The organism is Streptomyces sp. NPDC048389, from assembly GCF_040706335.1.
Taxonomy (GTDB): domain Bacteria; phylum Actinomycetota; class Actinomycetes; order Streptomycetales; family Streptomycetaceae; genus Streptomyces.
In genome coordinates this window covers 1-25,827 of sequence record NZ_JBEZKP010000010.1, presented here as the reverse complement: position 1 = coordinate 25,827, position 25,827 = coordinate 1, and the positions used below count along the sequence as shown (strand labels likewise).

28 protein-coding genes, 1 tRNA gene and 1 riboswitch are annotated in these 25,827 nt (G+C 70.0%); of the genes, 10 read left to right on the top strand and 19 right to left on the bottom strand.

What is annotated here, in order from left to right; all coding sequences use genetic code 11:
* Positions 1-35 precede the first annotated feature (35 nt).
* Positions 36-102: riboswitch (guanidine-III (ykkC-III) riboswitch) on the bottom strand.
* Between the two features lie 57 nt (positions 103-159).
* Positions 160-516, bottom strand: a complete 357-nt coding sequence (locus AB0903_RS10185; protein ID WP_366700962.1) for a co-chaperone GroES — start codon at positions 514-516, stop codon at positions 160-162.
* Positions 517-559: 43 nt separating this feature from the next.
* Positions 560-880 carry a DUF3618 domain-containing protein gene (locus AB0903_RS10180; protein WP_366700960.1) on the bottom strand — a complete coding sequence of 107 codons (321 nt, stop codon included), beginning with the start codon at positions 878-880 and terminating at the stop codon, positions 560-562.
* A gap of 144 nt (positions 881-1,024) precedes the next feature.
* Here AB0903_RS10180 and bcp point away from each other — a divergent pair, with 144 nt between their 5' ends.
* The 3 genes from bcp (at position 1,025) to AB0903_RS10165 (ending at position 2,225) form a co-directional block, all read left to right on the top strand.
* Positions 1,025-1,492, top strand: a complete 468-nt coding sequence (gene bcp, locus AB0903_RS10175; protein ID WP_366700958.1) for a thioredoxin-dependent thiol peroxidase — start codon at positions 1,025-1,027, stop codon at positions 1,490-1,492.
* A gap of 223 nt (positions 1,493-1,715) precedes the next feature.
* Positions 1,716-1,949 (top strand): hypothetical protein, encoded by a 234-nt coding sequence (locus tag AB0903_RS10170; protein ID WP_366700956.1) that lies wholly within the window; start codon positions 1,716-1,718, stop codon positions 1,947-1,949.
* A gap of 192 nt (positions 1,950-2,141) precedes the next feature.
* A tRNA-Leu gene (locus AB0903_RS10165) sits at positions 2,142-2,225 on the top strand.
* A gap of 52 nt (positions 2,226-2,277) precedes the next feature.
* Here the strand turns inward: AB0903_RS10165 and rdgB are convergent.
* The 4 genes from rdgB to AB0903_RS10145 all read right to left on the bottom strand — a co-directional run bounded on the left by rdgB (position 2,278) and on the right by AB0903_RS10145 (position 4,541).
* On the bottom strand, positions 2,278-2,880 hold the full coding sequence (rdgB, locus tag AB0903_RS10160) for an RdgB/HAM1 family non-canonical purine NTP pyrophosphatase (protein WP_366700954.1): 603 nt from the start codon (positions 2,878-2,880) through the stop codon (positions 2,278-2,280).
* A gap of 8 nt (positions 2,881-2,888) precedes the next feature.
* A complete protein-coding gene (locus AB0903_RS10155) occupies positions 2,889-3,275 on the bottom strand; it encodes a hypothetical protein (protein ID WP_366700952.1) in 387 nt (128 codons plus the stop codon).
* A 95-nt stretch (positions 3,276-3,370) separates the two neighbouring features.
* Entirely contained in the window at positions 3,371-4,105 is a 735-nt protein-coding gene (gene rph / locus AB0903_RS10150; RefSeq protein WP_366700950.1) for a ribonuclease PH, read from the bottom strand.
* Positions 4,106-4,196: 91 nt separating this feature from the next.
* Complete coding sequence (locus AB0903_RS10145; RefSeq protein ID WP_366701178.1) at positions 4,197-4,541, bottom strand: PTS glucose/sucrose transporter subunit IIB; 345 nt, start codon at positions 4,539-4,541, stop codon at positions 4,197-4,199.
* Between the two features lie 145 nt (positions 4,542-4,686).
* Here AB0903_RS10145 and AB0903_RS10140 point away from each other — a divergent pair, with 145 nt between their 5' ends.
* Positions 4,687-5,946, top strand: coding sequence for a PTS transporter subunit EIIC (locus AB0903_RS10140; RefSeq protein ID WP_366700948.1), 1,260 nt, complete (start codon positions 4,687-4,689; stop codon positions 5,944-5,946).
* 260 nt (positions 5,947-6,206) lie between these two features.
* On the top strand, positions 6,207-7,475 hold the full coding sequence (locus AB0903_RS10135; protein ID WP_366700946.1) for a PTS transporter subunit EIIC: 1,269 nt from the start codon (positions 6,207-6,209) through the stop codon (positions 7,473-7,475).
* A gap of 84 nt (positions 7,476-7,559) precedes the next feature.
* Here AB0903_RS10135 and AB0903_RS10130 read toward each other — a convergent pair whose 3' ends face one another.
* From AB0903_RS10130 to clpS, 8 genes are all read right to left on the bottom strand, one after another.
* The gene (locus AB0903_RS10130; RefSeq protein ID WP_366700944.1) at positions 7,560-8,312 is read right to left on the bottom strand and encodes an MBL fold metallo-hydrolase; all 753 of its coding nucleotides are present in this window, start codon (positions 8,310-8,312) and stop codon (positions 7,560-7,562) included.
* 201 nt (positions 8,313-8,513) lie between these two features.
* Positions 8,514-9,464, bottom strand: a complete 951-nt coding sequence (locus AB0903_RS10125) for a cysteine synthase (RefSeq protein WP_366700942.1) — start codon at positions 9,462-9,464, stop codon at positions 8,514-8,516.
* Positions 9,465-9,470: 6 nt separating this feature from the next.
* Positions 9,471-9,758, bottom strand: coding sequence for a MoaD/ThiS family protein (locus AB0903_RS10120; RefSeq protein WP_356889390.1), 288 nt, complete (start codon positions 9,756-9,758; stop codon positions 9,471-9,473).
* 104 nt (positions 9,759-9,862) lie between these two features.
* The gene (locus AB0903_RS10115; protein ID WP_366700939.1) at positions 9,863-9,985 is read right to left on the bottom strand and encodes a putative leader peptide; all 123 of its coding nucleotides are present in this window, start codon (positions 9,983-9,985) and stop codon (positions 9,863-9,865) included.
* Between the two features lie 159 nt (positions 9,986-10,144).
* On the bottom strand, positions 10,145-10,567 hold the full coding sequence (locus tag AB0903_RS10110; RefSeq protein WP_366700937.1) for a M67 family metallopeptidase: 423 nt from the start codon (positions 10,565-10,567) through the stop codon (positions 10,145-10,147).
* Positions 10,568-10,854: 287 nt separating this feature from the next.
* A complete protein-coding gene (locus AB0903_RS10105) occupies positions 10,855-12,432 on the bottom strand; it encodes an alanine/glycine:cation symporter family protein (RefSeq protein ID WP_366700935.1) in 1,578 nt (525 codons plus the stop codon).
* Between the two features lie 391 nt (positions 12,433-12,823).
* Positions 12,824-13,417, bottom strand: coding sequence for a DUF2017 domain-containing protein (locus AB0903_RS10100; protein ID WP_366700934.1), 594 nt, complete (start codon positions 13,415-13,417; stop codon positions 12,824-12,826).
* The gene (clpS, locus tag AB0903_RS10095) at positions 13,417-13,713 is read right to left on the bottom strand and encodes an ATP-dependent Clp protease adaptor ClpS (protein WP_356890206.1); all 297 of its coding nucleotides are present in this window, start codon (positions 13,711-13,713) and stop codon (positions 13,417-13,419) included. The genes AB0903_RS10100 and clpS overlap by 1 nt, the downstream gene beginning before the upstream one ends.
* A gap of 144 nt (positions 13,714-13,857) precedes the next feature.
* Here clpS and AB0903_RS10090 point away from each other — a divergent pair, with 144 nt between their 5' ends.
* Positions 13,858-15,186 (top strand): nicotinate phosphoribosyltransferase, encoded by a 1,329-nt coding sequence (locus tag AB0903_RS10090; RefSeq protein ID WP_366700932.1) that lies wholly within the window; start codon positions 13,858-13,860, stop codon positions 15,184-15,186.
* 274 nt (positions 15,187-15,460) lie between these two features.
* Complete coding sequence (locus AB0903_RS10085; RefSeq protein ID WP_366700930.1) at positions 15,461-16,045, top strand: isochorismatase family protein; 585 nt, start codon at positions 15,461-15,463, stop codon at positions 16,043-16,045.
* A gap of 68 nt (positions 16,046-16,113) precedes the next feature.
* Here AB0903_RS10085 and AB0903_RS10080 read toward each other — a convergent pair whose 3' ends face one another.
* On the bottom strand, positions 16,114-16,419 hold the full coding sequence (locus tag AB0903_RS10080) for a hypothetical protein (RefSeq protein WP_366700928.1): 306 nt from the start codon (positions 16,417-16,419) through the stop codon (positions 16,114-16,116).
* Between the two features lie 122 nt (positions 16,420-16,541).
* Positions 16,542-18,959 (bottom strand): immune inhibitor A domain-containing protein, encoded by a 2,418-nt coding sequence (locus AB0903_RS10075; RefSeq protein ID WP_366700926.1) that lies wholly within the window; start codon positions 18,957-18,959, stop codon positions 16,542-16,544.
* A gap of 377 nt (positions 18,960-19,336) precedes the next feature.
* Between AB0903_RS10075 and AB0903_RS10070 the strand changes: the two genes are divergently transcribed.
* Positions 19,337-19,648, top strand: coding sequence for a hypothetical protein (locus AB0903_RS10070; RefSeq protein ID WP_366700924.1), 312 nt, complete (start codon positions 19,337-19,339; stop codon positions 19,646-19,648).
* On the opposite strand, the gene AB0903_RS10065 is transcribed toward AB0903_RS10070, so the two are convergent.
* The gene (locus tag AB0903_RS10065; RefSeq protein ID WP_366700922.1) at positions 19,634-20,350 is read right to left on the bottom strand and encodes an RDD family protein; all 717 of its coding nucleotides are present in this window, start codon (positions 20,348-20,350) and stop codon (positions 19,634-19,636) included. The genes AB0903_RS10070 and AB0903_RS10065 overlap by 15 nt on opposite strands.
* A gap of 86 nt (positions 20,351-20,436) precedes the next feature.
* Positions 20,437-22,059, bottom strand: coding sequence for an RDD family protein (locus AB0903_RS10060; RefSeq protein ID WP_366700920.1), 1,623 nt, complete (start codon positions 22,057-22,059; stop codon positions 20,437-20,439).
* Between the two features lie 227 nt (positions 22,060-22,286).
* On the opposite strand from AB0903_RS10060, the gene AB0903_RS10055 reads away from it, so the two are divergent.
* The gene (locus AB0903_RS10055) at positions 22,287-22,757 is read left to right on the top strand and encodes an SsgA family sporulation/cell division regulator (protein WP_366700918.1); all 471 of its coding nucleotides are present in this window, start codon (positions 22,287-22,289) and stop codon (positions 22,755-22,757) included.
* Between the two features lie 34 nt (positions 22,758-22,791).
* On the opposite strand, the gene AB0903_RS10050 is transcribed toward AB0903_RS10055, so the two are convergent.
* Positions 22,792-24,159 (bottom strand): FAD-linked oxidase C-terminal domain-containing protein, encoded by a 1,368-nt coding sequence (locus AB0903_RS10050; protein WP_366700916.1) that lies wholly within the window; start codon positions 24,157-24,159, stop codon positions 22,792-22,794.
* Between the two features lie 109 nt (positions 24,160-24,268).
* Here AB0903_RS10050 and AB0903_RS10045 point away from each other — a divergent pair, with 109 nt between their 5' ends.
* Positions 24,269-25,744, top strand: coding sequence for a tetratricopeptide repeat protein (locus AB0903_RS10045; RefSeq protein WP_366700914.1), 1,476 nt, complete (start codon positions 24,269-24,271; stop codon positions 25,742-25,744).
* Positions 25,745-25,827 lie beyond the last annotated feature (83 nt).

Here is a 25,827-nt window from a genome sequence, read left to right as displayed (position 1 = left end):
CACCTCCGAGACGCGGAACACGCGAACGACAACGGGGTGCGTCGTCTTTTCCTACCCGGTACGGCGCGTCTCGTCGGGGTCCCTCCAACGTAGCAAGCCACCCGACCCCGGGCAGCGCAAAGGGCCGGTGACCCAGGCCACCAGCCCTCACGCCCGCTGCTACAGGTACAGCCCCGTGGAATCCACCGACCCCTGGAAACGGTCCGCCGCCACCGCGTGCAGATCCCGCTCCCGCATCAGCAGGTACGCCACGCCCCGCACCTCGACCTCCGCCCGGTCCTCGGGGTCGTACAGCACCCGGTCCCCCGGCTCCACCGTCCGCACGCTCTGCCCGACCGCGACCACCTCGGCCCAGGCCAGCCGCCGGCCCACCGCCGCGGTCGCCGGGATCACGATGCCGCCGCTGGAACGCCGCTCGCCCTCCGGAATGTCGGTCCTCACCAGGACCCGGTCGTGCAGCATCCGGATGGGCAGCTTGTCGTGCCGGGGGCTGTGCTCATGACTGTTGGCGCTCACACGACGAACCTACCCGCTGGGCCGCCTCCGGGAGGCCGCAGGGTCACGAACGGCGCCTGCGCGCCGACATCGCGAGCAGGCCCACCACACCGACCGCCACCAGCGCCACCGGCACCAGCCGCTCCAGCCTCGGCGACCCGTCCTCGGCCACGAACTTCTCCTTCACGTCGGAAAGGGTCCGGTTCACCGCGACGAACGCGCGCCCCGCCGTCCGGTCCACGGTCGAGGCGACCTTGGCCTTCGCATCACCCATGACCGTCTTCGGGTGCATCCGCACACCGATCTCGTCGAGCGTCTCCGCGAGCTGCTCGCGCCTGCGGACGATGTCCGCCTCGATCTGCGCAGGGGTCCTGGCATCCGACACCGCGCTGCCTCCGTGGTCGTGTCCGGTAGTCCTTCGTCGACAGTCTGTCAGCTGAGCCCCGACCGCACCCGGCGGCACCCCCATTACGCTCGACGCCGTACACCCGAGACCGACCGAGTGCACCGCAGTCCACCGAGGAGAACCATGAGCGAGCGACTCCAGCCCGGCGACACCGCCCCCGCCTTCACCCTGCCCGACGCCGACGGCAACGAGGTCTCCCTCGCCGACCACAAGGGCCGCAAGGTGATCGTGTACTTCTACCCCGCCGCCCTCACCCCTGGCTGCACCAAGCAGGCGTGCGACTTCACCGACAACCTCGAGCTGCTGGCCGGCGCCGGCTACGACGTCATCGGCGTGTCGCCGGACAAGCCGGAGAAGCTGGCCAAGTTCCGCGACAAGGAGGACCTGAAGGTCACGCTCGTCGGCGATCCCTCCAAGGAGGTCCTCACCGCGTACGGCGCCTTCGGGGAGAAGAAGCTCTACGGCAAGACGGTGACCGGTGTGATCCGCTCCACGGTCGTCGTCGACGAGGACGGCAAGGTCGAGCGCGCCCTGTACAACGTCAAGGCGACCGGCCACGTCGCCAAGATCATCAAGGACCTCGCCATCTGACCGCCCGGCCTACCGCCGACCCCGCGCATGTCACGAATGGCTCGCTCCGCAAGTGGGGCGGGCCATTCCACTTCCCGGACGCAACTGTCCGATAGTCGGTTCGTGCTCCGTACGAGACCGCGAACACGCGGGCGGGACGGAGGAGACGACGCCGGCGAGTCGGTACACCCGGGAGCGGCCGGCCGAAGCAGCGAGCTCGTCGCGGACGCCGAGTGAGGCGCTGGTGAAGCTGGGGGTGGATCCGGAGAACAGGGCACGCAGGGCGTATCTGCGGGAGCGGCTACGCAGACTCGGCATCCCCACATCGCACTTCGAGCGCGAAGGACATCGATGCAGCCACGAGTTGCTCGAAGCCGCTGTCCGGGAATCGGCCAACATGTGCCAGGTGCTTCGCGCCCTCGGTCTCGACGTTCTCGGAGCGTTGCGCCCAGTGCGGCACGGGGCCGGTCTGGCGTGACAGGCCGATGACGCTCGAGGTCGATCACATCAACGGCGATCCCGGAGACGACCGACGGCAGAATCTTCGACTGCTGCGCCCCGACTGCCATGCGGTCACCAGAACATGGTGCCGGGGCGGAGCCGGGCGGCCGTCCATGACGGGCCGCTTTCACGAGCCCGGCACCCGTCCCGGTAGCATGACAGGCAGCTAGCGGCGGTGGTGCAATGGCGACACAGCAGACTTAGGATCTGTGGCCTGTGACAAGGCTTGAGGGTTCGAATCCCTTCCGCCGCACCTCGGACGGCCTGCGAATTGAAGCCCCGATTCGCAGGCCGTTCCCTTTGAGTCAGCCCAGCAGTTCCCTCACCACCGGGACCAGCGCCCGGAACGCCTTGCCGCGGTGGCTGATGGCGTTCTTCTCCGCCGGGGTCAGTTCCGCGCAGGTGCGCGACTCGCCGTCGGGCTGGAGGATCGGGTCGTAGCCGAAGCCGTTCGAGCCGTGCGGGGAGCGGCGGAGGGTGCCCGTCAGGCGGCCTTCCACGACGCGTTCCGTGCCGTCCGGGAGCGCGAGGGCGGCCGCGCACCTGAAGTGGGCGCCGCGGTGCGGGCTGTCGATGTCGAGGAGTTGCGCGAGCAGCAGGTCGAGGTTGGCCCGGTCGTCGCCGTGTCGGCCGGCCCAGCGGGCGGAGAAGATGCCGGGCGCGCCGCCGAGGACGTCGACGCAGAGGCCGGAGTCGTCGGCGACGGCGGGCAGGCCGGTGGCCCTGGCGAGGGCGTGGGCCTTGAGGAGGGCGTTCTCGGCGAAGGTGACGCCGGTTTCCTTGACGTCGGGGATCTCCGGGTAGGCGTCCGCGCCGACGAGGTCGTGGGTGAGACCGGCGTCGGCGAGGATGGCCCTGAGTTCGGTGATCTTTCCGGCGTTGCGGGTGGCGAGGATCAGTCGGGTCATGGGCCCGATTATCCGGGGGTGCAGACCTTGCCGATCTCGGTGGCCGCGTTGGTGACGGGGCTGATGTCGGGGGTGGCGTCGCCGTTCTCGATGGACTTGCGGACGCTGTCGACGCCGGCGCCGAGGTCGTCGACGGCCTTGCTGAGATCGGCGTTGTCGGACTTGTCGCCGAGGCTGTCGAGTTCGCGGTCTATGTCGTCGAGCGCTTCGCGGGCCTGGGTGGGGTCCTCGGTGGCGGTGGAGACGGCTTCCTGGAGCTTGTTGACGCTGGTGGCAATGGCGTCGGCAGTCTCGACGCACTCGAGCGCCTTGTCGAGGGCGCTGCAGCCGACGGTGGCTGGCAGGATCAGGGCAGCGGCGGCAATGGTGAGTGCGGTGCGGCGGCGCGCAGACATTCGGTACGGTCCTCCTCGGTTACGGACGGGCGCACGGTTCGGCCCGTGCGCCCGTGTGTACAACGACGCCCTTGCAGGCGTTTTCGGTTGCTTCTTTACTCTGCGGTGCGGCCGAGGGCCTCGGTCTGGAGGGCGGCGAGGTCGGCGCAGCCGCCGGTGGCGAGGTCGAGGAGGGCGTTGAGCTCTTTGCGGTCGAAGGGCTCGGCCTCGGCGGTGCCCTGGACCTCGACGAAGCGGCCGTCGCCGGTGCAGACGACGTTCATGTCGGTCTCGGCGCGTACGTCTTCCTCGTAGCAGAGGTCGAGGAGGGGGGTGCCGTCGACGATGCCGACGCTGACGGCGGCGACGGTGCCGGTGAGGGGCTGCCGGTTGGCCTTGACGAGTTTCTTGGCCTGGGCCCAGGCCACGGCGTCGGCGAGGGCGACGTATGCGCCGGTGATGGCGGCGGTGCGGGTGCCGCCGTCGGCCTGGAGGACGTCGCAGTCGAGGACGACGGTGTTCTCGCCGAGGGCCTTGTAGTCGATGACGGCGCGCAGGGAGCGGCCGATGAGGCGGCTGATCTCGTGGGTGCGGCCGCCGATCTTGCCGCGTACGGATTCGCGGTCGCCGCGGGTGTTGGTGGAGCGGGGCAGCATCGAGTACTCGGAGGTGACCCAGCCTTCGCCGCTGCCTTTGCGCCAGCGGGGGACGCCTTCGGTGAAGGATGCGGTGCAGAAGACCTTGGTGTCTCCGAAGGAGATGAGGACGGAGCCCTCGGCGTGCTTGCTCCATCCGCGTTCGATGGTGACGGGGCGGAGCTGTTCGGGGGTGCGGCCGTCGATTCGAGACATGGTGCCGAGCCTATCGGCAGATGGGTGAGGGGCCTGTCCGGTCGGCCGGATTCAGGCCCCTCGTTGGTGCCGGGGTGGTGTGAGGGTCAGCTCACATCATGTCTTCGATGTCGGCGGCGATGGGGTCGGCGTCGGTTCCGATGACGACCTGGATGGCGGTGCCCATTTTGACGACTCCGTGGGCGCCGGCGGCCTTGAGCGCGGCCTCGTCGACGAGGGCGGGGTCGGCGACCTCGGTCCGCAAACGGGTGATGCAGCCCTCGATCTCCTCGATGTTGTCGATTCCGCCGAGCCCGGCGACGATCTTCTCAGCCTTGCTGGCCATATCTTTCTCCCTGCGTTCGGAGCGTTGAGCGCTGCTTGGGCCCACCGCCGCGGGCTGCCGCCCCGGCCTACCGTGGGTCGGGTTTTTCACGGTAACGCACGGTTGGCCCATCTTCACGAGCGAGTAACCGTCTTGTACCGAAAGATGACGATCACCCGGCACCCTGTCGTGCGACCGGGCCCCAGGACCGTACCGCGACTGGTCTACACCAGTCTGCAACACCTGCCAAACCAGGCATGCTCCGGGAGGACCCCCGATGAGTTCCGAGAGCGCGGCCGCACCGCGGAAGAAGTGGTGGAACGGCCTCTTCCAGGGACTCCAGAAGATCGGCCGCAGCCTCCAGCTCCCGGTCGCCGTCCTGCCCGCGGCGGGTCTGCTCGTCAGCCTCGGCCGGCTGTTCGAGGCGTATCTCGACGGTCCGTTCTGGGACAGGGCGTCGGACGTACTGATCCTGGGCGGGGGTGGCATCCTCGACGGCAGCCTGGGGCTGCCTCTTCTCTTCTGCATCGGGGTCGCGATCGGGTTCGCCAAGAAGTCGGACGGTTCGACCGCGCTGGCGGCGGTCGCCGGCTTCCTCGTCTACTACAACGTGCTCAGGGCGTTCCCGGTGGACGGCACGGTGACCCCGGAGCTGCCGGAAGGCACCCCGCAGAACCCGGGCGTGCTGGGCGGCATCCTGATCGGGCTGCTGACCGCCGTGGTCTGGCAGCGCTACCACCGCACCAAGCTCGTCGACTGGCTCGGCTTCTTCAACGGCCGCCGGCTGGTCCCGATCATCATGGCGTTCCTGTGCTGCGTGCTGGGCGTCCTCTTCGGCCTGCTCTGGGACCCGGTCGGCGACGCGCTGACGGCCTTCTCGAAGAGCCTGATCGATCTGGGCGCCTGGGGTGCGGGAATCTTCGGCCTCGCGAACCGGCTGCTGATCCCGATCGGCATGCACCAGTTCCTGAACACCTTCTTCTGGTTCCAGGCGGGCGAGTACCAGGGCGCGGAGGGCCAGGTGGTGCAGGGGGACCTGACCCGCTTCTTCGCGGGTGACCCCGACGCCGGCCTGTTCATGTCCGGCTTCTTCCCGATCATGATGTTCGGCCTCCCGGCGGCGGCCCTGGCCATCACCCACTGCGCGCGCCCCGAGCACCGCAAGCGGGTGGGGGGCCTGATGTTCTCGGTCGCCCTGACGTCCTTCGTGACCGGGGTGACCGAGCCGATCGAGTTTTCGTTCATGTTCGTGGCGCCCCTGCTGTACGGGCTGCACGCGCTGCTGACCGGCGCCTCGCTGGCGATCACCTGGGGGCTGGGGGCGCACGCGGGGTTCAGCTTCTCGGCGGGCCTGATCGACTACATCGTGAACTGGCACCTGGGGACGAAGCCCTGGCTGATCCTGCCGATCGGCGCGTGTTTCGCGGTGGTCTATTACGTCGTCTTCCGGCTGACGATCACTTTCTTCAACATTCCTACGCCTGGGCGGGAGCCGGAGGAGGTCCAGGAGGCGCTGGAGCGGGACGCGACGAAGTAGGCGCCCTTCCTGCCCGTACGGGCTGGTGAGCAGACCCTCGGACCGTGACGGTCCGAGGGTCTTCGTGCGCGTTGTCCGGATCGTTACCCGGTCCGGAAAATTCGCAGGTTCCTTATCTATCCCTCACCGTGCTACAACAGGTCTACACCACTCAATGGTGTAGACCATGCGGTCCAGACCACAGGCCGCATTCCCCTTGAGACGCCGCCCTCCCCCGTAGTCATGTCCTCCGGCGGCGCCTTGCCCACAGGAGGAAGTTGATGTCCACGGCCAGCGCCGCCCCCGAGGCGGACAAGAAGAAGATGGGCGCGGGTGCGATGGCTGTCATGCAGCGCATCGGCCGCAGCCTGATGCTGCCCGTCGCCGTGCTGCCCGCCGCCGCGCTCCTGGTGCGCTTCGGCCAGCCCGACATGCTCGGCAGGGAGTCCTTCCCGGACTTCATCAACAAGATCGCCGGCTACATGGCCGCCGGCGGCGGCGCGCTCCTCGACAACATGGCGCTGCTGTTCGCCGTCGGTATCGCGATCGGGTTCGCGAAGAAGTCGGACGGTTCGACGGCGCTTGCTGCCGTCGCCGGTTACCTGGTCTTCAAGAACGTGCTGGGCACCTTCACGGACAGCAGCCTGCCGAAGAAGGAAGCCATCGTCGACGGCAAGATCGTCATGGTGGAGCAGGCGGTCGACGCCAAGGTCCTCGGCGGCGTCGTCATGGGCATCGTGGTGGCGTTGCTCTACCAGCGGTTCTACCGCACCAAGCTGCCCGACTGGGCCGGCTTCTTCGGCGGCCGCCGTCTCGTCCCGATCCTTTCGGCCTTCGCCGGTCTCGTCATCGGCATCCTCTTCGGCCTGATCTGGCCCTGGCTCGGTGCCGGCCTGCACAACCTCGGTGAGTGGCTCGTCGGCTCCGGCGCCGTGGGCGCGGGCATCTTCGGTGTCGCCAACCGCGCGCTGATCCCGGTCGGCATGCACCACCTGCTGAACTCCTTCCCGTGGTTCCAGGCCGGCACGTACGAGGGCAAGAGCGGCGACATCGCCCGATTCCTGGCCGGTGACCCGACCGCCGGACAGTTCATGACCGGCTTCTTCCCGATCATGATGTTCGCCCTCCCGGCCGCGTGCCTCGCGATCGTCCACTGCGCCCGTCCCGAGCGCCGCAAGGTCGTCGGCGGCATGATGTTCTCCCTCGCCCTGACCTCGTTCGTGACCGGTGTGACCGAGCCGATCGAGTTCACCTTCATGTTCATCGCGCCGGTGCTGTACGCGGTCCACGCGGTGCTGACCGGTGTCTCCATGGCGCTGACCTGGGCGCTCGGCATGAGGGACGGATTCGGCTTCTCGGCCGGTGCCGTGGACTTCTTCCTCAACCTGGGCATCGCGTCCAACCCGTGGGGTCTCGCCCTGGTCGGCCTGTGCTTCGCGGCGGTCTACTACGTGGTGTTCCGCTTCGCGATCACCAAGTTCAACCTTCCGACGCCGGGCCGTGAGTCCGACGAGGAGCTCGCCGAGCTGCAGAAGGCCGAGGCGAAGTAGGTCGCACGGCCTCGTGAACGCCGAAGCCCCCGCTCTGGTCGCAGAGCGGGGGCTTCGGCGTCGTACGCCGACGGCCGTACGGCGTCAGACCTCGTACACCGCCCCCGGGTGGGCGACGTCCGTCGGGCCGGAGTAGACGGCGGTGGCGTCGCTCAGGGTCTGCCGGGGGTCCGTCCACGGGGGGATGTGGGTCAGGACCAGCCGGCCCGCGCCGGCGCGCCGGGCGTAGGCTCCCGCCTCGCGGCCGTTGAGGTGGAGGTCCGGGATGTCCTCCTTGCCGTGCGTGAAGGACGCCTCGCACAGGAACAGGTCCGCGCCGGCGGCCAGGTCGTCCAGGCCGTCGCACACGCCGGTGTCGCCGGAGTACGTGAGCGTCCTGCCGCCGTGCTCCAGCCGGATGCCGTACGCCTCGACGGGGTGTGCCAGCCGCTCGGTGCGCACGGAGAACGGGCCGATCTCGAAGTGCCCCGGTTTCAGCGTGTGGAAGTCGAACACCTCGCTCATGGACGAGGCGGAAGGCGTGTCGGCGTATGCCGTGGTCAGCCGCTGTTCGGTGCCTTCGGGGCCGTGGACCGGGATGGCGGGGCAGCGCCCGCCGTCGTGGCGGTAGTAGCGGGCGACGAAGTACCCGCACATGTCGATGCAGTGATCCGCGTGAAGGTGGCTGAGGAAGATGGCGTCGAGGTCGTAGAGACCGCAGTGGCGCTGCAGCTCGCCGAGGGCGCCGTTGCCCATGTCGAGGAGCAGCCGGAAGCCGTCGGCCTCTACGAGGTAGCTCGAGCAGGCCGATTCCGCGGACGGGAACGACCCGGAGCAGCCGACGACGGTGAGCTTCATGGAGCTGGAACCTCCGTGGACGGGGAGGGCTGGGGGAAGGTCGTGCGGTCCGTCGAGCGTAAGGCGCGAAAGGGCCGGTCGCTCCTCGGCCGCCCCGTGTTGTGTGCGATGTCACCCCCCGTCCCGGGGGTGGGACGAGGGGTGACATCTCGCAGTTCGTATGAAGTTGTGACCGGTGTGGGTCGGCGCGGGCCGGTGTGGTCAGGCCCAGAGCTGGCCCTGCAGGGTGTCGATCGCCGCTTCGGTGGTTTCGGCCGTGTAGACGCCCGTCGACAGGTACTTCCAGCCGCCGTCGGCGACGACGAAGACGATGTCCGCCGTTTCGCCCGCCTTGACCGCCTTCCTGCCGACGCCGATCGCGGCGTGGAGTGCCGCGCCGGTGGAGACCCCGGCGAAGATGCCCTCCTGCTGGAGGAGTTCGCGGGTGCGGGTGACGGCGTCCGCGGAGCCGACCGAGAAGCGGGTGGTCAGCACGGACGCGTCGTAGAGCTCGGGGACGAAGCCCTCGTCGAGGTTGCGCAGACCGTAGACGAGGTCGTCGTAGCGTGGTTCGGCGGCCACGATCTTCACGTCGGGCCTGTGCTCGCGCAGATAGCGCCCGACGCCCATCAGGGTGCCGGTGGTGCCGAGCCCGGCGACGAAGTGGGTGACGGACGGCAGGTCGGCGAGGATCTCGGGGCCGGTGGTGGCGTAGTGGGCGCCCGCGTTGTCCGGGTTCCCGTACTGGTAGAGCATCACCCAGGACGGGTTCTGCTCGGCCAGCTCCTTGGCGACGCGCACCGCGGTGTTGGAGCCTCCCGCCGCGGGGGACGGAATGATCTCGGCACCCCACATCCTGAGCAGGTCCCGGCGCTCCTGGGAGGTGTTCTCCGGCATGACGCAGACGATGCGGTAGCCCTTGAGCTTGGCCGCCATCGCCAGCGAGATGCCGGTGTTGCCGCTGGTGGGCTCGAGGATGGTGCAGCCAGGGGTGAGGCGGCCGTCCTTCTCCGCCTGCTCGACCATGTGGAGCGCGGGGCGGTCCTTGATCGAGCCGGTGGGGTTGCGGTCCTCGAGCTTGGCCCAGATCCGGACGTCGCCGGAGGGCGACAGGCGCGGGAGCCGGACCAGGGGCGTGTTGCCCACGGCCGCCAGCGGGGAGTCGTAGCGCATCGGGGATCAGACCATCCCGCCGGCGACGGCCGGGAGGATGGTGACGCTGTCGCCGTCGGAGAGCTTGGTGGAGATGCCGTCGAGGAAGCGGACGTCCTCGTCGTTGAGGTAGACGTTCACGAAGCGGCGCAGCTGGTCGCCGTTGGTCTTGTCGACGATGCGCTCCTCGATGCCGTTGTGGCGGCTCTCGAGGTCGGCGAAGAGCTCGGCAAGGGTGTCCCCGTTGCCCTCGACCGCCTTGGCGCCGTCGGTGTAGGTGCGGAGGATGGTCGGGATGCGGACCTCGATGGCCATGACAGGGGCTCCTGTGGTCGTGGTGGCGTAGGGGCGCGCGGCTCTGGCCCCCGCGCGTGGGGGTCGTGCTGGCTGGCGGTGCGCTCGTACGTCAGGCTGAGCTGTTACGGGCGAACGGGCCGCGTGTCCGTACACATCGCGCTGGCGAGGCGGCACAGGTCGACGTGCAGCCGCGCAACGAGCAGCAGGGTGCTCGGCGTCTTGTCGCTCACGTCAGGGAGAACCATGCGGTCATCGTATCGATTCCCGGTCCGCATCCCGGAGTGTGATCTCGCATTGTGGACGTCAGCTGCTCGGTATGCGGACCGAGCTCGGAGAGGGGACGACCGGGGCGCCGGTGGCGCGGCGTCCGGTGCCCTGCGCTCCGGCCCCGCTCCCGGGCTGCCTCAGTACGCCTCGACGACCTTCACGTCCTCCTCCGTGATCACTCCGTCCACGATGCGGAACGAGCGGAACTGGAACGGGCCGGCGTCGTCGGTGTCGGCGGTCGAGACGAGCACGTAATGGGCGCCGGGCTCGTTGGCGTAGCTGACGTCGGTGCGGGACGGGTACGCCTCGGTGGCCGTGTGCGAGTGGTAGATGATCACCGGCTCCTCGTCGCGGTCGTCCAGCTCCCGGTAGAGCTTGAGGAGGTCACCGGAGTCGAACTCGTAGAACGTGGGCGACCGGGCGGCGTTCAGCATCGGGATGAAGCGCTCGGGACGCCCGGTCCCCTCCGGTCCGGCGACGACGCCGCACGCCTCGTCGGGGTGGTCCTCACGGGCGTGGGCGACGATCTGGTCGAAGAGGGCCTGGGTGATGGTCAGCATGGGGTCAGGATAAGCATCCGGGCGGTGCCGTACCGATGGCCGGTACGGCACCGCCCGGATGCTGGACGGGGCGTCAGGGCGCGGCTCCCGACCCGGGCCGCCGGTACGCCACCGGGGCCCGCGACCCGCGGGGCACGAAGCAGGAGAACGCGCAGCCGGGCACGAAGCCGCAGGGCGGAACCGGGGCGCCGGGTCGGGGCTTCCCGGGGAACGGGCGCCGGGCCCCGTCCGCACCGATGACGGTGCGGACGGGGCCCGGCGGAGACGAGCGGAAGAGGCGCTGCGCGTCAGTTGGCGGCGGCCGCCTCTGCGCGGGCGGTCTCCTCGGCGAGCTCGGAAGCCTCGATCTCCTCGTCGCTCTCCCCGGCGTCCCTGCGGCGGACGTAGGCGAGGACCTTGACGAGCTCCTTCTTGACCACGGGGGCCAGGAAGTAGAGGCCGGTGATGTTGAACAGGGCCGCCATGAAGAGGAAGGCGTCCGACATGTCCACCAGGGTGCCCAGCGACAGCAGCGCACCCGCCACGACCATCACCGAGAAGACGACCTTGTAGGTGGTCTCGGACGTCTTGCTGGCGCCGAAGAGGTGCGTCCAGCACTTCTGGCCGTAGTAGCCCCACGTGATGACCGTCGAGAAGGCGAAGAGGATCACGGCGACGGTGAGCAGGTACGGGAACCACGGCAGCGCGGTCTCGAAGGCGTCCGAGGTGATCTCGATACCCATGCCGGTGCCGCCGACCTCACCCGTACCGTTGGCGACCTTCTCCCGGGCGTCGAGGTACGCGGGACCGCCGGCGATGACGATCGTGAGTGCGGTCATGGTGCAGATGACCACGGTGTCGATGAAGGGCTCCAGCATGGCCACCAGACCCTCGGTGGCGGGGCGCTTGGTCTTCACCGCGGAGTGGGCGATGGGGGCCGAGCCGATACCGGCCTCGTTGGAGAACGCCGCACGCTGGAAGCCCACGATCAGCGCACCGATCAGACCACCGGCGACACCGCTCGGGTCGAAGGCGCCCGTGAGGATCGTGCCGATCGCGTCGGGCACCGCGGTCACGTTGAAGCCGATGACCAGGAGACAGGCGACGACGTACATGATCGCCATGGACGGCACGAGGCGGCTGGTGACCTGGCCGATGGAGCGCATGCCGCCGATGAGCACGAGGGCGACGAGAGCGGCGATCAGCAGGCCGTAGAAGAGCGCACCGCCCGAGCTGGCGAAGAAGCTGTCCCCCTCGCCCGTGACCTTCGTCAGCTGGGCCAGCGACTGGTTGACCTGGAAGAGGTTCCCGCCGAAGAAGGTGAAGAAGAGGATCATGATCGCGGACAGGGTGGCGAGCACCTTGCCGAGCGCCGGCTTGCCGAGCTCCGCCAGGCCCTTGCGCAGATAGAGCATGGGTCCGCCGGACACCTTGCCGTTCGCGTCGATCTCCCGGTACTTCACGCCCAGGGTGCACTCGACGAACTTGGTGGCCATGCCGAGGAGACCGCAGACGATCATCCAGAACGTGGCACCGGGACCGCCGATGGAGATGGCGATGGCGACACCGGCGATGTTGCCCAGTCCGACGGTTCCGGAGACCGCGGAGGTCAGCGCCTGGAAGTGGTTGACCTCACCGGGCGCGTTCTTCTGGTCGTACTTGCCGCGGACGAGCCTGAACGCGGTCTTGATGTGGCGCAGTTGCGCAAGGCCGAAGTACGCGGAGAAGAAGGCACCCGCCACGACCAGCCAGCCGACGATCAGCGGAAATTCCGTCCCGAAGACGGGAACGGTGTAGAAGACCACATCCATCAAGAAGGTCGAGACCGGATCGAAGAAACCGCTGACGGCCTCATCGATGTTCTGGGCGATGCTGTCAAGTGACATCTGCTACCTCGGGGGGGAGGGGTGCCGCGGCGCGCAGGGCGCAGCGACCGGCCTTACGGGGCTGGGGTTGAGCGAACGCCGTTGTCCGTTCGGCGACTGGGGCACCGGCAGGCATCCGCGGACATCGGACGCCGGTGCTTCAGGTCGTACGCCGGTGGAAACCGGCCACCGTCCGCGAATCGCGGGGACACGTTCGCGGGACGAGTTGCGAAGTTCTACCACGCACGTCGCACCGGGGTTAGTGACGCAGGTCACACGTCATCCCGTCAAGGGCCTGTGGGCAGGAGAAACCCAGGAGCGGTGACGGGATCGTTATCCGGATTTGAGCATTCGCTGAGCGAACGGAACCACTGGTTGCCGTATGCACCGATCTCGGGACAGGCAGCCACTTTCAGGACAGCAGTGTCTCGACGAGCGTCTCCTGGAGCGCGCCGAGCCACAGGTACGCCATGATCATGGGCTTGCGCGGATCGGAGTCGGGCAGGCGGTACAGGGCGTCGTTCTCGTCGTCCTCGCCGACGTCGAGCCGGGTGCCGATGGTCAGCCGCAAGTCGTTGAGGGCCCCGAGCCAGTGGAGGCTGTCGTCGGAGTCCAGTTCCAGCACGGCACCGCCGTCACCGACGGGAGCCAGGGTGTCCAGCGTCTTCACGACCGCGAGCGCGTCCTCGCGTTTACGGGTGCGCAGATCGTTCTCGGTGAAGCGCCTGAACTCGGAGGAAGCGGCCCGCAGCCGCTCGTCCGGCACCCCGCCCTCGGGGTCGGCGTACGCCTCGGGGAAGAGGCGGGCCAGAGCCGGGTCGGAGGGCGGCTCGCTGGGCCCCTCGGCGAAGAGGGCGGTCAGCGGGTCCTCGCCCTCCGCGGGCTCGTCGCCGGGCCCGATGAGTTCGAGGAGCTGGACGGCGAGCGAGCGCAGGATCGCGACCTCGACCTCGTCCAGGCGTACGGCCGCACCGCCACCGTCGAGCGGCTCGAAGTGAGAGCTCATCAGCCACGGTCCTGGGTGAGCGTGGCCCACAGTCCGTATCCGTGCATCGCCTGCACGTCACGCTCCATCTCCTCGCGACTGCCGCTGGAGACGACGGCGCGCCCCTTGTGATGGACGTCGAGCATCAGCTTGTGCGCCTTGTCCTTCGAGTAGCCGAAGTAAGCCTGGAAGACATAGGTGACGTAGCTCATCAGATTGACCGGGTCGTTGTGCACCAGCGTCACCCAGGGCACATCCGGCTCCGGGACGACGTGCGTCTCCTCCGCCGACTCCGGTCGTTCGATCTCTACGGGCATCGTCACTCAACCCATGCTGCCACCCGGGGGGCCGCATCGCACAAACGGCCCGGCCCGGAAGGGACGACCCGTCAGGAACGGGAGCGGAACCACGTCCGCGACCACATCTCGTCAGATTGACGAGATGTGCGCTAGCATCGCGTCATGAACGCTGCAGACCTTGGGCTGCCGGTGGACGTGCCGTCGACCGCGCTCTTCACCGACCAGTACGAGTTCACGATGCTGCAGGCGGCGCTGAAGGCCGGCACCGCCGAGCGGCGGTCCGTCTTCGAGGTCTTCACCCGCCGTCTGCCGGAGGGCCGCCGCTACGGCGTGGTCGCCGGAACCGGCAGGGTGCTGGACGCCGTCGAGAACTTCCGGTTCGACGCCGGCGTCCTCGACTTCCTGCGGGAGCGGCGCATCGTCGACGAGCCCACGCTCGACTGGCTCGCCGGCTACCGCTTCAGCGGCAGCATCTGGGGCTACCCGGAGGGCGAGGTCTACTTCCCCGGTTCGCCGATCGTCCGGGTCGAGGGCTCCTTCGCCGAATGCGTGCTGCTGGAGACCGTGATCCTCTCCATCCTCAACCACGACTCCGCGATCGCCGCCGCCGCCTCGCGGATGTCGGCGGCCGCGCGCGGGCGCCGACTCATCGAGATGGGCGCGCGCCGCACACACGAACTGTCCGCCGTCGCCGCGGCCCGCGCCGCGTACGTCGGCGGTTTCGACTCCACCTCCGACCTCGCGGCCGGCTTCCGCTACGGCATCCCCACGGTGGGCACCAGCGCGCACGCCTTCACCCTGCTGCACGACAGTGAGCGCGGCGCCTTCCAGGCCCAGGTCGACTCGCTCGGGCGGGGCACGACCCTGCTGGTCGACACCTATGACGTGACAGAGGCCGTCCGCACGGCCGTGGACATCGCCGGCCCGGAGCTCGGGGCCGTACGCATCGACTCCGGCGACCTGCTGCTCGTCGCACACCGGGTGCGCCGGCAGTTGGACGAGCTGGGCGCGACGAACACCAAGATCGTGGTCACCTCCGACCTCGACGAGTACGCGATCGCCTCGCTGGCCGCGGCCCCCGTCGACGCGTACGGGGTCGGCACCCAGCTGGTCACCGGCAGCGGCCACCCCACCTGCTCGATGGTCTACAAGCTCGTGGCCCGCGCGCGGTCCGCCGACCCGTCGGCCCCGCTGCAGCCCGTGGCCAAGAAGTCCCTGGGCGGGAAGCTGTCGGTCGGCGGCCGCAAGTGGGCGGCCCGCCGCCGGAACGCCGAAGGGGTCGCGGAGGCCGAGGTCGTCGGCGTCGGGGAGATGTCCGCGGAGCTCGCCGAACAGCAGCTGCTGGTGGAACTGGTCAGGGACGGCGAGGTCGTCGCCCGCGAGCCGCTGGACGCGGCCCGCGACCGGCACATCGCGGCGCTGACCGGGCTGCCGATGTCGGGGATCCAGCTCTCCCGGGGCGAGCCGGTGATCCCGACCGAGTACGCGTGATCCCGACCGGGTCCGCGTGATCCCGACCGAGTACGCGTGAGGCCGACCGAGTACGCGTGAGGCTGACTGTTCGCATGGGGCGCATGAAGCGTCCGCGATCGGGCACGAGTACGCCGCGGCCCCATGACCGCACCCCGCACCCTCCCGCACGGGGTGGGGAGTGTCTACGCTCGGTAGTTCCGTACGTTTCCGCTCGCCCGCCGCCCCGACCGTCCTCTCCGCACCCGCCCCGAACCGTCCCCGAAGCCACCGAAGCCACCGAAGGAAGCCCGCCATGCACCGCGCCTTGATCGTCGTGGACGTTCAGAACGACTTCTGCGAGGGCGGCAGCCTCGCGGTGGCGGGAGGTGCCGATGTCGCGGCCGCCATCACGGAGCTGATCGGCCACGCCCAGCCGGGCTACCGCTATGTGGTCGCCACTCGCGACCACCACATCGAGCCGGGCGCCCATTTCTCCGAGAACCCGGACTTCGCCCGGTCCTGGCCGCCGCACTGCGTGGCCGGCACGGAAGGCGTCGGTTTCCATCCGAACTTCGCTCCGGCGGTCGCGTCCGGCGCGATCTCGGCGGTCTTCGACAAGGGCGCGTACGCGGCCGCGTACAGCGGCTTCGAAGGCACGGACGAGAACGGCTCGACGCTCGCGCAGTGGCTGCGGGCGCGCCAGGTCACCGAGGTGGACGTGGTCGGCATCGCGACCGACCACTGCGTGCGTGCGACGGCGCTGGACGCGGCGCGTGAGGGCTTCACGACGCAGGTGCTGCTCGATCTGACGGCCGGGGTGTCGCCGGAGACGACGGCGCGGGCGCTGGAGGAGCTGCGGGGCGCGGGCGTGGAACTGACCGGCAAGCCGGTCGTCTGACACCCGGGGCGACCGGACGGCCCGCCGCGCGCCCCGCGACGCCCCGCGACGGCGGGGGCCGCAGAGCGTCAGGCCGGGTGGCGGAGGAGGGCTCGGGCCGGGTGCCAGAGGGGGGAGACGCCCTGGTCCGGGCGCCACAGCAGGCCCTCGGGGTGGTGCAGCACCGCCGTGATCTCGTCCGGCGTCGGCGGCTCCGCGTTCCCCCGCAGATACACCGCCCGGAAGCCCAGATTCCGCAGCCGCGTCAGCGCTCGCGCGCGGTTCGCCGCGTGGACCAGGAAGCGGACCGTGCCGTCCCCGCCGGCCGGGCTGGGCAGGCTGAGCGCGACGACCACGCTCCCGTTCGGCAGCTTGCAGAAACCTCCGCCGGGCATGCGGAACCACTCCCCCGTGAGTCACTGTCAATAAGAACCTCGGTCAGACGCACCTAAACACGATCGACCGCCGCCCGCTAGAGGGCGACGGCCGATCACGCTTTAACCTGCGGTGTTACGAATTACCTGGTCGACGGGCCGACCTTGACCGTGATCGTCCGGCCGTGGCGCGGCTCCCCGACGATCGAGATCTTGGTGTTGGTGTCAGTTACCTTGACGCTGCCCGTCGGGTTCTCGGGGTACCAGTAGGTCCCCTTCCGGTCGTCGAAGACCGGGTTCCCGCGCTTCGACCAGAACCAGTGCGGCTTGTCCGCGTTGTGCAGCCACAGACCGTCCGTGCGGTGCCGGCTGAACGTCGAGTCGTACGACTGGATCCTGTTGCGCAGCAGGGTGCCGTCACGCCACTTCATCGGCTTGGCGTGGGCGTCGACCGGGAGGAGCAGGCCCTCACCGGGGTGGGCGCTGGTGTTGTTGTCCTTCTGCGAGGTGTCCCACTGCCAGATCAGCAGACCGTTCTGGTAGGGGAAGTGCTCCACCCAGCTGTCCCGGGGCGCCTTGAAGCCGAAGTTGTACGGGCCGACCTCGAGGGTCTCGTCGTACGACACGTACTGGCGGTTCTCGGCGATGTAGTACTGCTCGTACTCGAGCGTGAAGGACTCACCGATGCGGTCGAAGCCCTTCGCGGTCCAGCCCTCGACCTCGCCCTCGGCGTTGTCGGAGAAGACCGGCGCGCCGTCCGCCGTGACGGTGATGGAGTCGGCCGTGAAGCCCTTGCCGGCCACGCCGCCGTCCGTCTGGTAGCGGAAGCGGACATCGACCTTCTGGCCCGCGTAGGCGTCCAGCGAGTAGACGAGCTTCCGGTGGCCCTCCGAGGGGCCGGTCAGGGCCGGCTTGTCGCTGGCGTCGCGGGGGACGGCCTGGCCGTCGGCCGTGCCGTCCACCGCGGTCCAGTTGGCGCCGCCGTCCGTCGACACCTCGGTGTAGAGGTAGTCGTAGTCGGCCTCGATGTCCCACCAGCCGTCGAGCTCCAGCGAAGCCGTGGACTTGCCGGTGAGGTCGACCGAGCGGGACAGGGTGTTCTTGAGGTCGTCGCCCATGTCGCTCCACCACTGCCTGGAGCCCTCCGCGGGCTTCACGACAGTCGTGGTGACGGCCTTCTTCGGCAGCTCGACGACGAGCGCCTGCGGCTTCTTGGTGTTGTACGCCGAGACGCCCAGGGTGTGGGTGGACTTCGTCGCCGCCTTGGCCGTCTCGTAGTTGAGCCAGCCGAGCTGCAGCTTGTCCCAGGCCGTCATGTCACCGGGCAGGTCGCCGATGGTGTCCTTGCCGGTGCCGAGCCAGGAGCCGGACGACATCAGGGTCCAGTAGCCGGTCGAGTTCTCGCCGCCGCCGGAGGTGTCGTAGTGGTCCGGCAGACCGAGGTCGTGGCCGTACTCGTGGGCGAAGACGCCGAGGCCGCCGTTCTCGGGCTGCACGGTGTAGTCGCCGACCCAGATGCCGGTGTCCCCGATCTGGGCGCCGCCGGCCTTGTTGCCCGTCGGCCCTGACCGGCCCACGTCGGTGCCGTAGGCGTACCAGCGGTGGGCCCACAGGGCGTTGGGGCCCTGCTCGCCGCCGCCGGCCGACTCGTCCTCGCCCGCGTGGACGAACTGGAAGTGGTCGATGTAGCCGTCGGACTCGTTGAAGTTGCCGTCGCCGTCGAAGTCGTAGCGGTCCCACTTGTCGTACTCGGCAAGTGTCGCCTTGATCTCGGCGTCGCTCCGGCCCTTGGCCTTCTGGTCCGCGACCCAGGCGTTGACGCCGTCACGGACGGCGTCCCAGGCGTTGGCGCAGTTGGACTGGCCGCAGTAGTTGGAGCCGTAGCGGGCCTCGTTGTACTCGACCTTGACCCAGTCGGAGACCGTGCCGTCGACCGAGTAGCGGCCGGAGGAGGTCTTCTCGTAGTAGGTCTTCAGGGACTGCTTCGGCCGTCCGTTCTCGTCCTTGCCGGTGCCGAAGTACAGGTCCTGGAAGTGCTGCTGGTCGTAGTCCGCCTGCCAGGCGGTCGTGTTGTCCTTCGACCGGTCGGGCTCGGCGATCTGGTTGTGCAGCGGGCCCGGGTTGCCGCCGTACTTCTTGACGGGCGGTTTGGGGCCGTCGGGCCCGTCCGGGTCGTACATCGTCGTGTCGTCGACCTTGTCGCCGAACTCCACGAGGATGGTGAAGATCTTGTCGGTCTTCTCCCGCTCGAGCTCGACGTACTTCTTGTCGTCGAGCTTGACGACCTTGGAGCCGCCGCGTGTCTGCACATCGGCTTCGCCCGCTATGACCTGCTCCAGGGCTGCCTGGCGCTGCTCTTCCTGCTGCTTGCTGAAGGGCCCTTCGAGGTCGTGCTCGACATGGCCCTTGTGCGGTGCCGGGTCGTGCCGCTCGATGCCCGCATGGTCCGACGGCTTCTGGCCGTCGGCCTGCGCACTGGTGAACGCCGAGGCGGTCGCAGTGGTCGCGGCAAGGGCCACGAGCACCGCGGACGCTCTGAACGTCCGTCGCTTGCTGGTCACTTGATGGTGTCCTCCCCCGCGTCCCGTCGCAGCTGCGGACCGGATTGTGGGGTCGTCCGCGCGCACGGTATCGCGTCTCAAGTGACGACATTCGACCGGAGTTGAGGAAGAAAAGACAGACCTTGACTTGCACAGGCCAACTGCACTATGCAGGAGTACGGCTCCGCTATTCGGACGACGGCGCATCAGGACAACAGGCGCACCTTTTCGGCCACTTGGGTGCACGAATGAACCAGTGCGCCCCCCGTGCACCGGCACCGTGGGTCAGGTCACGCTTACTGCCGGTCCCGTAGGGGCATCCACCGTCGTAGAGTCTCGAACCAGTACGAACTCCTCCGAGACTTCGACCTGCCCCTGTCCCGAGGACGGATACCGTCATGCCGCGTCCGAATGCCGCACAGCTCGCCTACGGGTCGGCCACCGTCGTCTTCTCGACCGTCGCCCTCCTGCTGCTGACCCGCACCACTGACGGCGTCGCGGTCGCCGCGATCGGTATCGCCGCACTGGCACTGGGACTTCTGGTCGCGGCGTCGCTGCCGCCGCGCCGCAGGGCCGGGCCGGACGGGACCGCCGCCTCGGGCCCGGCCCCCTCTGCCGCCGCCCCTGACCAACTCACCACCCGCGCCCCCGCGGCGCGTACGCACACGGGGGCCGGTGCCGGGGCCGGCGAGCACTCACTGCGCCGCTGACACCACGACCGTCTTGCCCGCCTTGTCGTGCAGGCCCTGCCGGTACGGCTTGTCGGTGAACACCGTGATGACGATGACGAGCCACCAGATGCAGTAGCAGCACACCAAGGCGGGCACCCACAGCACGGCCGCGCGCAGAAGCGAGGAGCCGACGTCCGGCACCCGTCCGTCGTTGAGCATCGCCGTCCGCAGCTTCATGATCTTCTTGCCGACGGTCTGCCCGTTGCTCTTCGCCGTCATGAGCGTGTCGTAGCCGACGTAGGCGACCAGGCTGATCAGCGACCACAGCCACTGCTCACCGGAGTTCACCCGGTCCGTGACCTCGTCCCAGTCGTCGCCGTAGTAGTTCCCTTCGATGCCGCCGAAGATCAGGGAGATGATGATCAGCGGCACGAAGACGATGATCATGTCGATCAGCCTGGCGAGCACCCGTTTGCCGAATGGGGCGAGCGGCGGCATGCCCGCGAGCGGGTCGGCACCACCGTAAGGGCCGCCCGCGCCGTACGGAGGAGGCTGCCCGCCACCGGCACCGTACGGACCGCCGGCGCCTCCATAGGGTGAGTCGTACGGCGAACCGCCGCCCGCGGCGGGGCCGTCAGCAGGGGGAGGTGCCGGCTCGCCGGGCCTCTCCGGCTCCTGCGGCCTCTTGCGGAACGGGTCGTCGTCGGGCGGCGGTCCGGTCGGCGGCTGATCTTTGCTCATGGGGGCAGTGCACCCCGGCGCCAAGGGCCTCGCAACGGCTCACGGGCGTTCGGGGGAACCCTCTCGTGAGCCGTACGGCGACAGGGTCAGCCCGTCACGAACGTGTGCGCCGCCTTGTCGTGCCAGCACTGCCGCCACGGCCGGTCGAAGAGGCACCAGATCACGTTCAGCACACCGACCACGAGGACGCCGAGCACGCTGTAGAGGAGCCAGCGGCGCACTGCGGCGCCGAACCCGGGCGGCTCGTGGCTCTCGATGTCCACCACCGTCAGACCGCACAGCCTCTTGCCGAGCGTCCGTCCCCACTTGGCCGTCGGCAGCGACTCGTACAGCACTCCGAGGATCAGCAGGGCACCGAGGACGATGCCGAGGTGGACGGCGGTGGTGCCGTCGAGCAGCCAGACGGTCACCGTCTCGCCGGACAGCTTCGCCGCCTCGATCTTGTCGTCGATGTGCGCACGCGTCCGCGCGAGGACCGGGACGGCCACGGCACCGACCAGCGCTCCGAGGAGCACCGTGTCGATCAGCCGGGCTGCCAGCCGCTTGCCGAGGCCGGCGGGCCGGGCGGCTGCCTGGGCCTGCGCGACGGCCAGGAACGGATCGTTGACCGGCGGCTTCCACGGAAGGACCGGTTCGCCGTCGCCGGCACCCGGGGACTGGGCGAGCTGGTGGACCTGCTGCGCCCAGGAGGCGGCGCCTCCGCCGGCGCTGCTGGTCACCGGCGGCTGGGACTGCGCCGGGGCCTGGGACTGGGACTGGGACTGGGACTGCGCGGGCACTTGGGGCTGTACGGGGGCCTGCGGCGCGGCCTGGGACTGTGCGGCCGGCCGGCCCTGGTACGCGGCCGGGCCCGCGGCGGATGTCCGGGAGGTGGTGGGCGTCCGGGGGCCGGCGGACGTCCCGGGGGCGGTGGCGGGCTGCGGGCCGGGCTTGGCCTCGGCGTCGCCGCCGACCGGACGGCTCGTCATCGTGCCGTCGGCCTGCCCCGGGCGCTGCGCCCGGATGGTGACGGTGTTCTCCGCCGGCTTGTGCGGCCCCGGCGTGCGGCGGGCGGGCGCCCCTTCCTCGACCGTCGACTGCCCCGCACCGGAGGGACCCGTTCCCTGGCCGGGGCGGACGGCGCGAATGGTGACCGTGCCGTCCGCCGGCGGCTCCCCCGCAGGGGACGTGCTCACCGGACGGACGCCGCCGGGGACCTCCCCCGCCACCGGTCCGGACTGCGGGCCCACGGAACGTACGCCTGGCAGCCGGCCGCCGGTCGGATCGGCCGGCTGGGCGGGCTCGGCCGGGCGACGCGGATCGGCCGGCGCGTCGACGGCCGGCGGCCGGTCGGCGGTGCGGGGATCGCCGCCCCACGAGACCCGGTTGTCGAGGTCGCCGCCGAAACCGCCCTGACGTGCGGTGTCGGCCTGCCACGCGGTGGCGGGCTCAGGACGGAACGGCTCGTCCGACGGCTCCTCGTCCAGGAAGACGGGGCCCGTCTCCTCGACGGAGGGAGCCGGCGGGGCAGGGGCCGCCGGGGCAGGTGCGGAGGATGCCGCCGACCGGGGCGGTGCGGGCATCGCTTCGCCCGTCCTGGGGGCGGGCCTGCTCGTGCCGGGCACCCATGCCGCGCCGTTCCAGTACCGGACATATCCGGGAATGGACGGGTCCGGGTAGTAGCCGGGTGTGGGGCTGCCGTCGCCGGTGGCCGGGGTTGGGGCGCTCATCACCGTGGTCCCGTATCTCTTCGGATGCCTCAATTCGAGGCACCACATCTATCAGACCCTCGCGCGCCCCCGGGCCGGTCCTGCCGTAACGACCCCTTTCCGGTCACATCATGGTCACGGAAAGTTACCGTGGAAAGTCGCGTCATGACCGCGGGGCACGTCGCTCTCTTCCTGTGAGGCCCTCGCAGCGGGCCGCCGCAGCAGGCACAGAAGGAAGGAAGAGACCCATGCACACCGTGGTGGAACGCGAACTCGAACTGAAGCTGGTGCTGTCGCCGGAGCGCAACGTCCCCGTACCGGCCCGGCTGACCTACCGGACGGACGACCCCTGTGCCGTGCACATCGTCTTTCACGTCGGCTCCGAGCATCCCGTCAACTGGACGTTCGCCCGTGAGCTGCTGGTCGAAGGGGTGTTCCGGCCGTGCGGCACCGGGGACGTACGGGTCTGGCCGTCGAAGAGCGAGGGGCGCGGCGTCATCCTGGTGGCGTTGAGTTCACCCGATGGGGACGCTCTGCTGGAGGCGCCGTCCACGGCGGTGTCGGCCTGGCTGGAGCGGACGCTGCGGGTCCTCCCGCCGGGATCGGAGTCGGCGGCGCTGGGGCTCGACGAGGCCCTGGCCGAACTGCTCGCTCCGGCCGGGGCGGACGAGCTGCGGGCGCACGGCGCCTCGGGGGACCCTCAGGACGGCGATGCCTGAGGGGGACGGACCGACGCAGTCCGCCCGGGACGCGTCAGAAGAGCTTGCCCGGGTTGAGGATGCCGAGCGGGTCGAAGGTCTGTTTGATGCCGCGCTGCAACTCGAGGCTCACGGGGCCGAGTTCACGGGCCAGCCACTCCTTCTTCAGTACCCCCACGCCGTGTTCGCCGGTGATGGTCCCACCCAGTTCCAGACCGAGCGCCATGATCTCGTCGAAGGACTCGCGGGCGCGCCGCGACTCGTCGGGATCGAGGTGGTCGAAGCAGACGACGGGGTGGGTGTTGCCGTCACCGGCGTGCGCGCAGACGCCGATGGTCAGGTCGTACTTCTCGGCGATCGCGGCCGTGCCGTCGATCATCGCGCCGAGCTTCGAGCGCGGTACGCAGACGTCGTCGATCATCGTCGCCGACTTGACGGTCTCCAGGGCCGTGAGCGACATCCGGCGGGCCTTGAGCAGCAGTTCGGACTCGGCGGCGGTGTCCGCGGGCACCACCTCGCTCGCGCCCGCGGCCTCGCACAGAGCGCCGACGGCGGCCAGGTCGCCCGCCGGCTCGGCCGTGTCGAACGCGGCGAGCAGCAGGGCCTCCGTCGTCTCCGGCAAGCCCATGTTCGCCAGCTTGTTGACCGCGCGGACGGTCGTGCGGTCCATGATCTCGAGGAGGGACGGGGTGTGCCCGCGTTCCATGATCGCGCAGACGGCGTCGCAGGCGGTGGCCGCCGACGGGAACTCGGCGGCGAGCACCAGCGGGGCCGGCGGCTGCGGCCGTAGCGCCAGGACCGCCTCCACGACGATGCCGAGGCTGCCCTCGGACCCGACGAAGAGCCGGGTCAGGTCGTATCCGGCGACGCCCTTCGCGGTGCGCCGGCCGGTGCTCAGCAGCCTGCCGTCGGCCAGGACCACCTTCAGGCCGAGGACGTACTCGGCCGTCACCCCGTACTTGACGCAGCACAGGCCGCCGGACGCGGTGCCGATGTTGCCGCCGATCGTGCACATCTCCCAGCTGGAGGGGTCGGGCGGGTAGTACAGGCCGTGCTCGCCCACGGCCCGGGAGAGCACGGCGTTGACGACGCCCGGTTCGACGACGGCGATCCGGTCGACCGGGCTGATCTCCAGGATCCGGTCCATCTTCGTCAGCGACAGCACGATGCAGCCGTCGGACGCGTTGGCCGCGCCGGACAGGCCCGTGCGGGCGCCCTGCGGTACGACCGGCACCCGCAGTGCCGTGGCGGTGCGCATCACGTGCCGGACCTGCTCGACGGTGCGCGGCAGGACCACGACGGCGGGGGTGCCCGCCGCGCAGAAGCTCGCCATGTCGTTGCCGTACGACGCGGTGACGTCCGGATCGGTGATCAGGGCTTCGGCGGGCAGACCGGCGTGCAGCCGCTGGAGGAGATCGTCCATGATCCCAAGCCTCGCACCGGGGGCCATCGGTGTGAACCCGTCTGCGTTCCGCTCGGCGGGTCAGAGTGTGTTCTTCGTATCGGCTGCGCGCTGCCGCACAGTGAGCGCCATGAAGAGCGAAACCCTGAAGAACGCCGCTGTCAGCACGCTGGTCGGCGCGACACTGGTCACCGGGGTGATCGTGCTCGCACCCGGTTGGGGGAAGGACGCGCCGCCGCCGGCTCCCGGTCCCGTGGCCAGGGCGATGGCCGCCGCGGACACCGGCGCGCCCGCCTCCCTCGCCGATCTGGACGCGCTGATCCGCGACCGGGAGCGTTTCGTCCGGGACCATCCGGGTGACCGGCGGTCGTGGGCGGCGCTGGGCTCCGCGTACGTGGAGCGCGGCACCCGGCTCGGGGACACCGCGTACTACCCGAAGGCGGAGCGCGCGCTGAAGCGGTCGCTGAGCGCCGAACCGGCCGCCAAGGGCAACGTCGACGCGCTCGTGGGGATGGCGGAGCTGGCCAACGCCCGGCGCGACTACGCCGGCGCGCGCGGCCACGCCGAGCAGGCCAGGAAACAGCAGCCGGAACGCTGGACGGTGTATCCGGCGCTGATCGACGCGTACCACGGGCTCGGCAGATACGCGGCCGCCGGCAAGGCCATGGACAAGCTGCTGGAACTGCAGAGCGGGCCGCGGGTGCAGGGGATGGAGGCGCGGGTCTACTGGAACAAGGGCTGGCGCGAGGACGCGGCTGCCCTCGCGTACGGCGCGACCGCGAACTCCCGCACCCCTGCGGAGAAGGCCGTCGCACTGAACCGCGAGGGCGAGCTGGCCTGGGAGCGCGGCGAGGCGGCGGACGCGGTGGAGCACTACACGAAGGCACTGAAGGCCGTGCCGGGCGGCCACCGGTCGCTGGCCGGCCGGGCCCGCGCGCTGGCGGCGCTGGGCCGCACCGACGAGGCGCTGGACGACTACCGGTCGGCGCTGGCGAAGGTACCGCTGCCCGAGTACGCCCTGGAGTCCGGCGAACTGTACGAGTCGCTGGGGCTGAACGGGGACGCCGCCACCCGGTACGAGCTCATGCGGGAGCAGATCACCCGCGCCGGTGAGCACGGCGTCGACGGGGACCTGCTGCTGGCCCGCTACGAGGCCGACCACGGGGACCCGGCCGCCGCGGTGCGCCGCCTGCAGGGCGAGTGGCGGCGCGGCCACCGCAGCGTCTACGTCGCGGACGCCATGGGGTGGGCGCTGTACAAGGCGGGCCGGGCGAAGGACGCGCTGCCGTTCGCGCGGCTGGCGACCGACCAGGGGCTGCGCAGCGCGCTGTTCTCGTACCACCTCGGCGAGATCGAGCGGGAGCTCGGCGACCACGGTGCGGCGCGGCGGCACATCGACGAGGCGCTGCGGACGAACCCGAACTTCTCACCGCTGCTGGCACCGATGGCGCGCGAGGCGCGGGACGCGCTCGGCGAGCCCGCGGCGGGCGGGCCGTCGGATGTGATGGGTGACGGGCCGTCGCCCATCGACCCGCCGTCGCCTGCGCCGTCGCCGTCCGCGTCGGCTGCGACGTCCGCGACGCCGTCGGCCGCCGGCTTGTTGTAGTTCGGACCGAGGGCGTTGGCGATGGCCCAGTAGGCCATCGCACAGTCGGGATCCGCCGCGGCGGCGGCCTCGAAGCAGGAGAC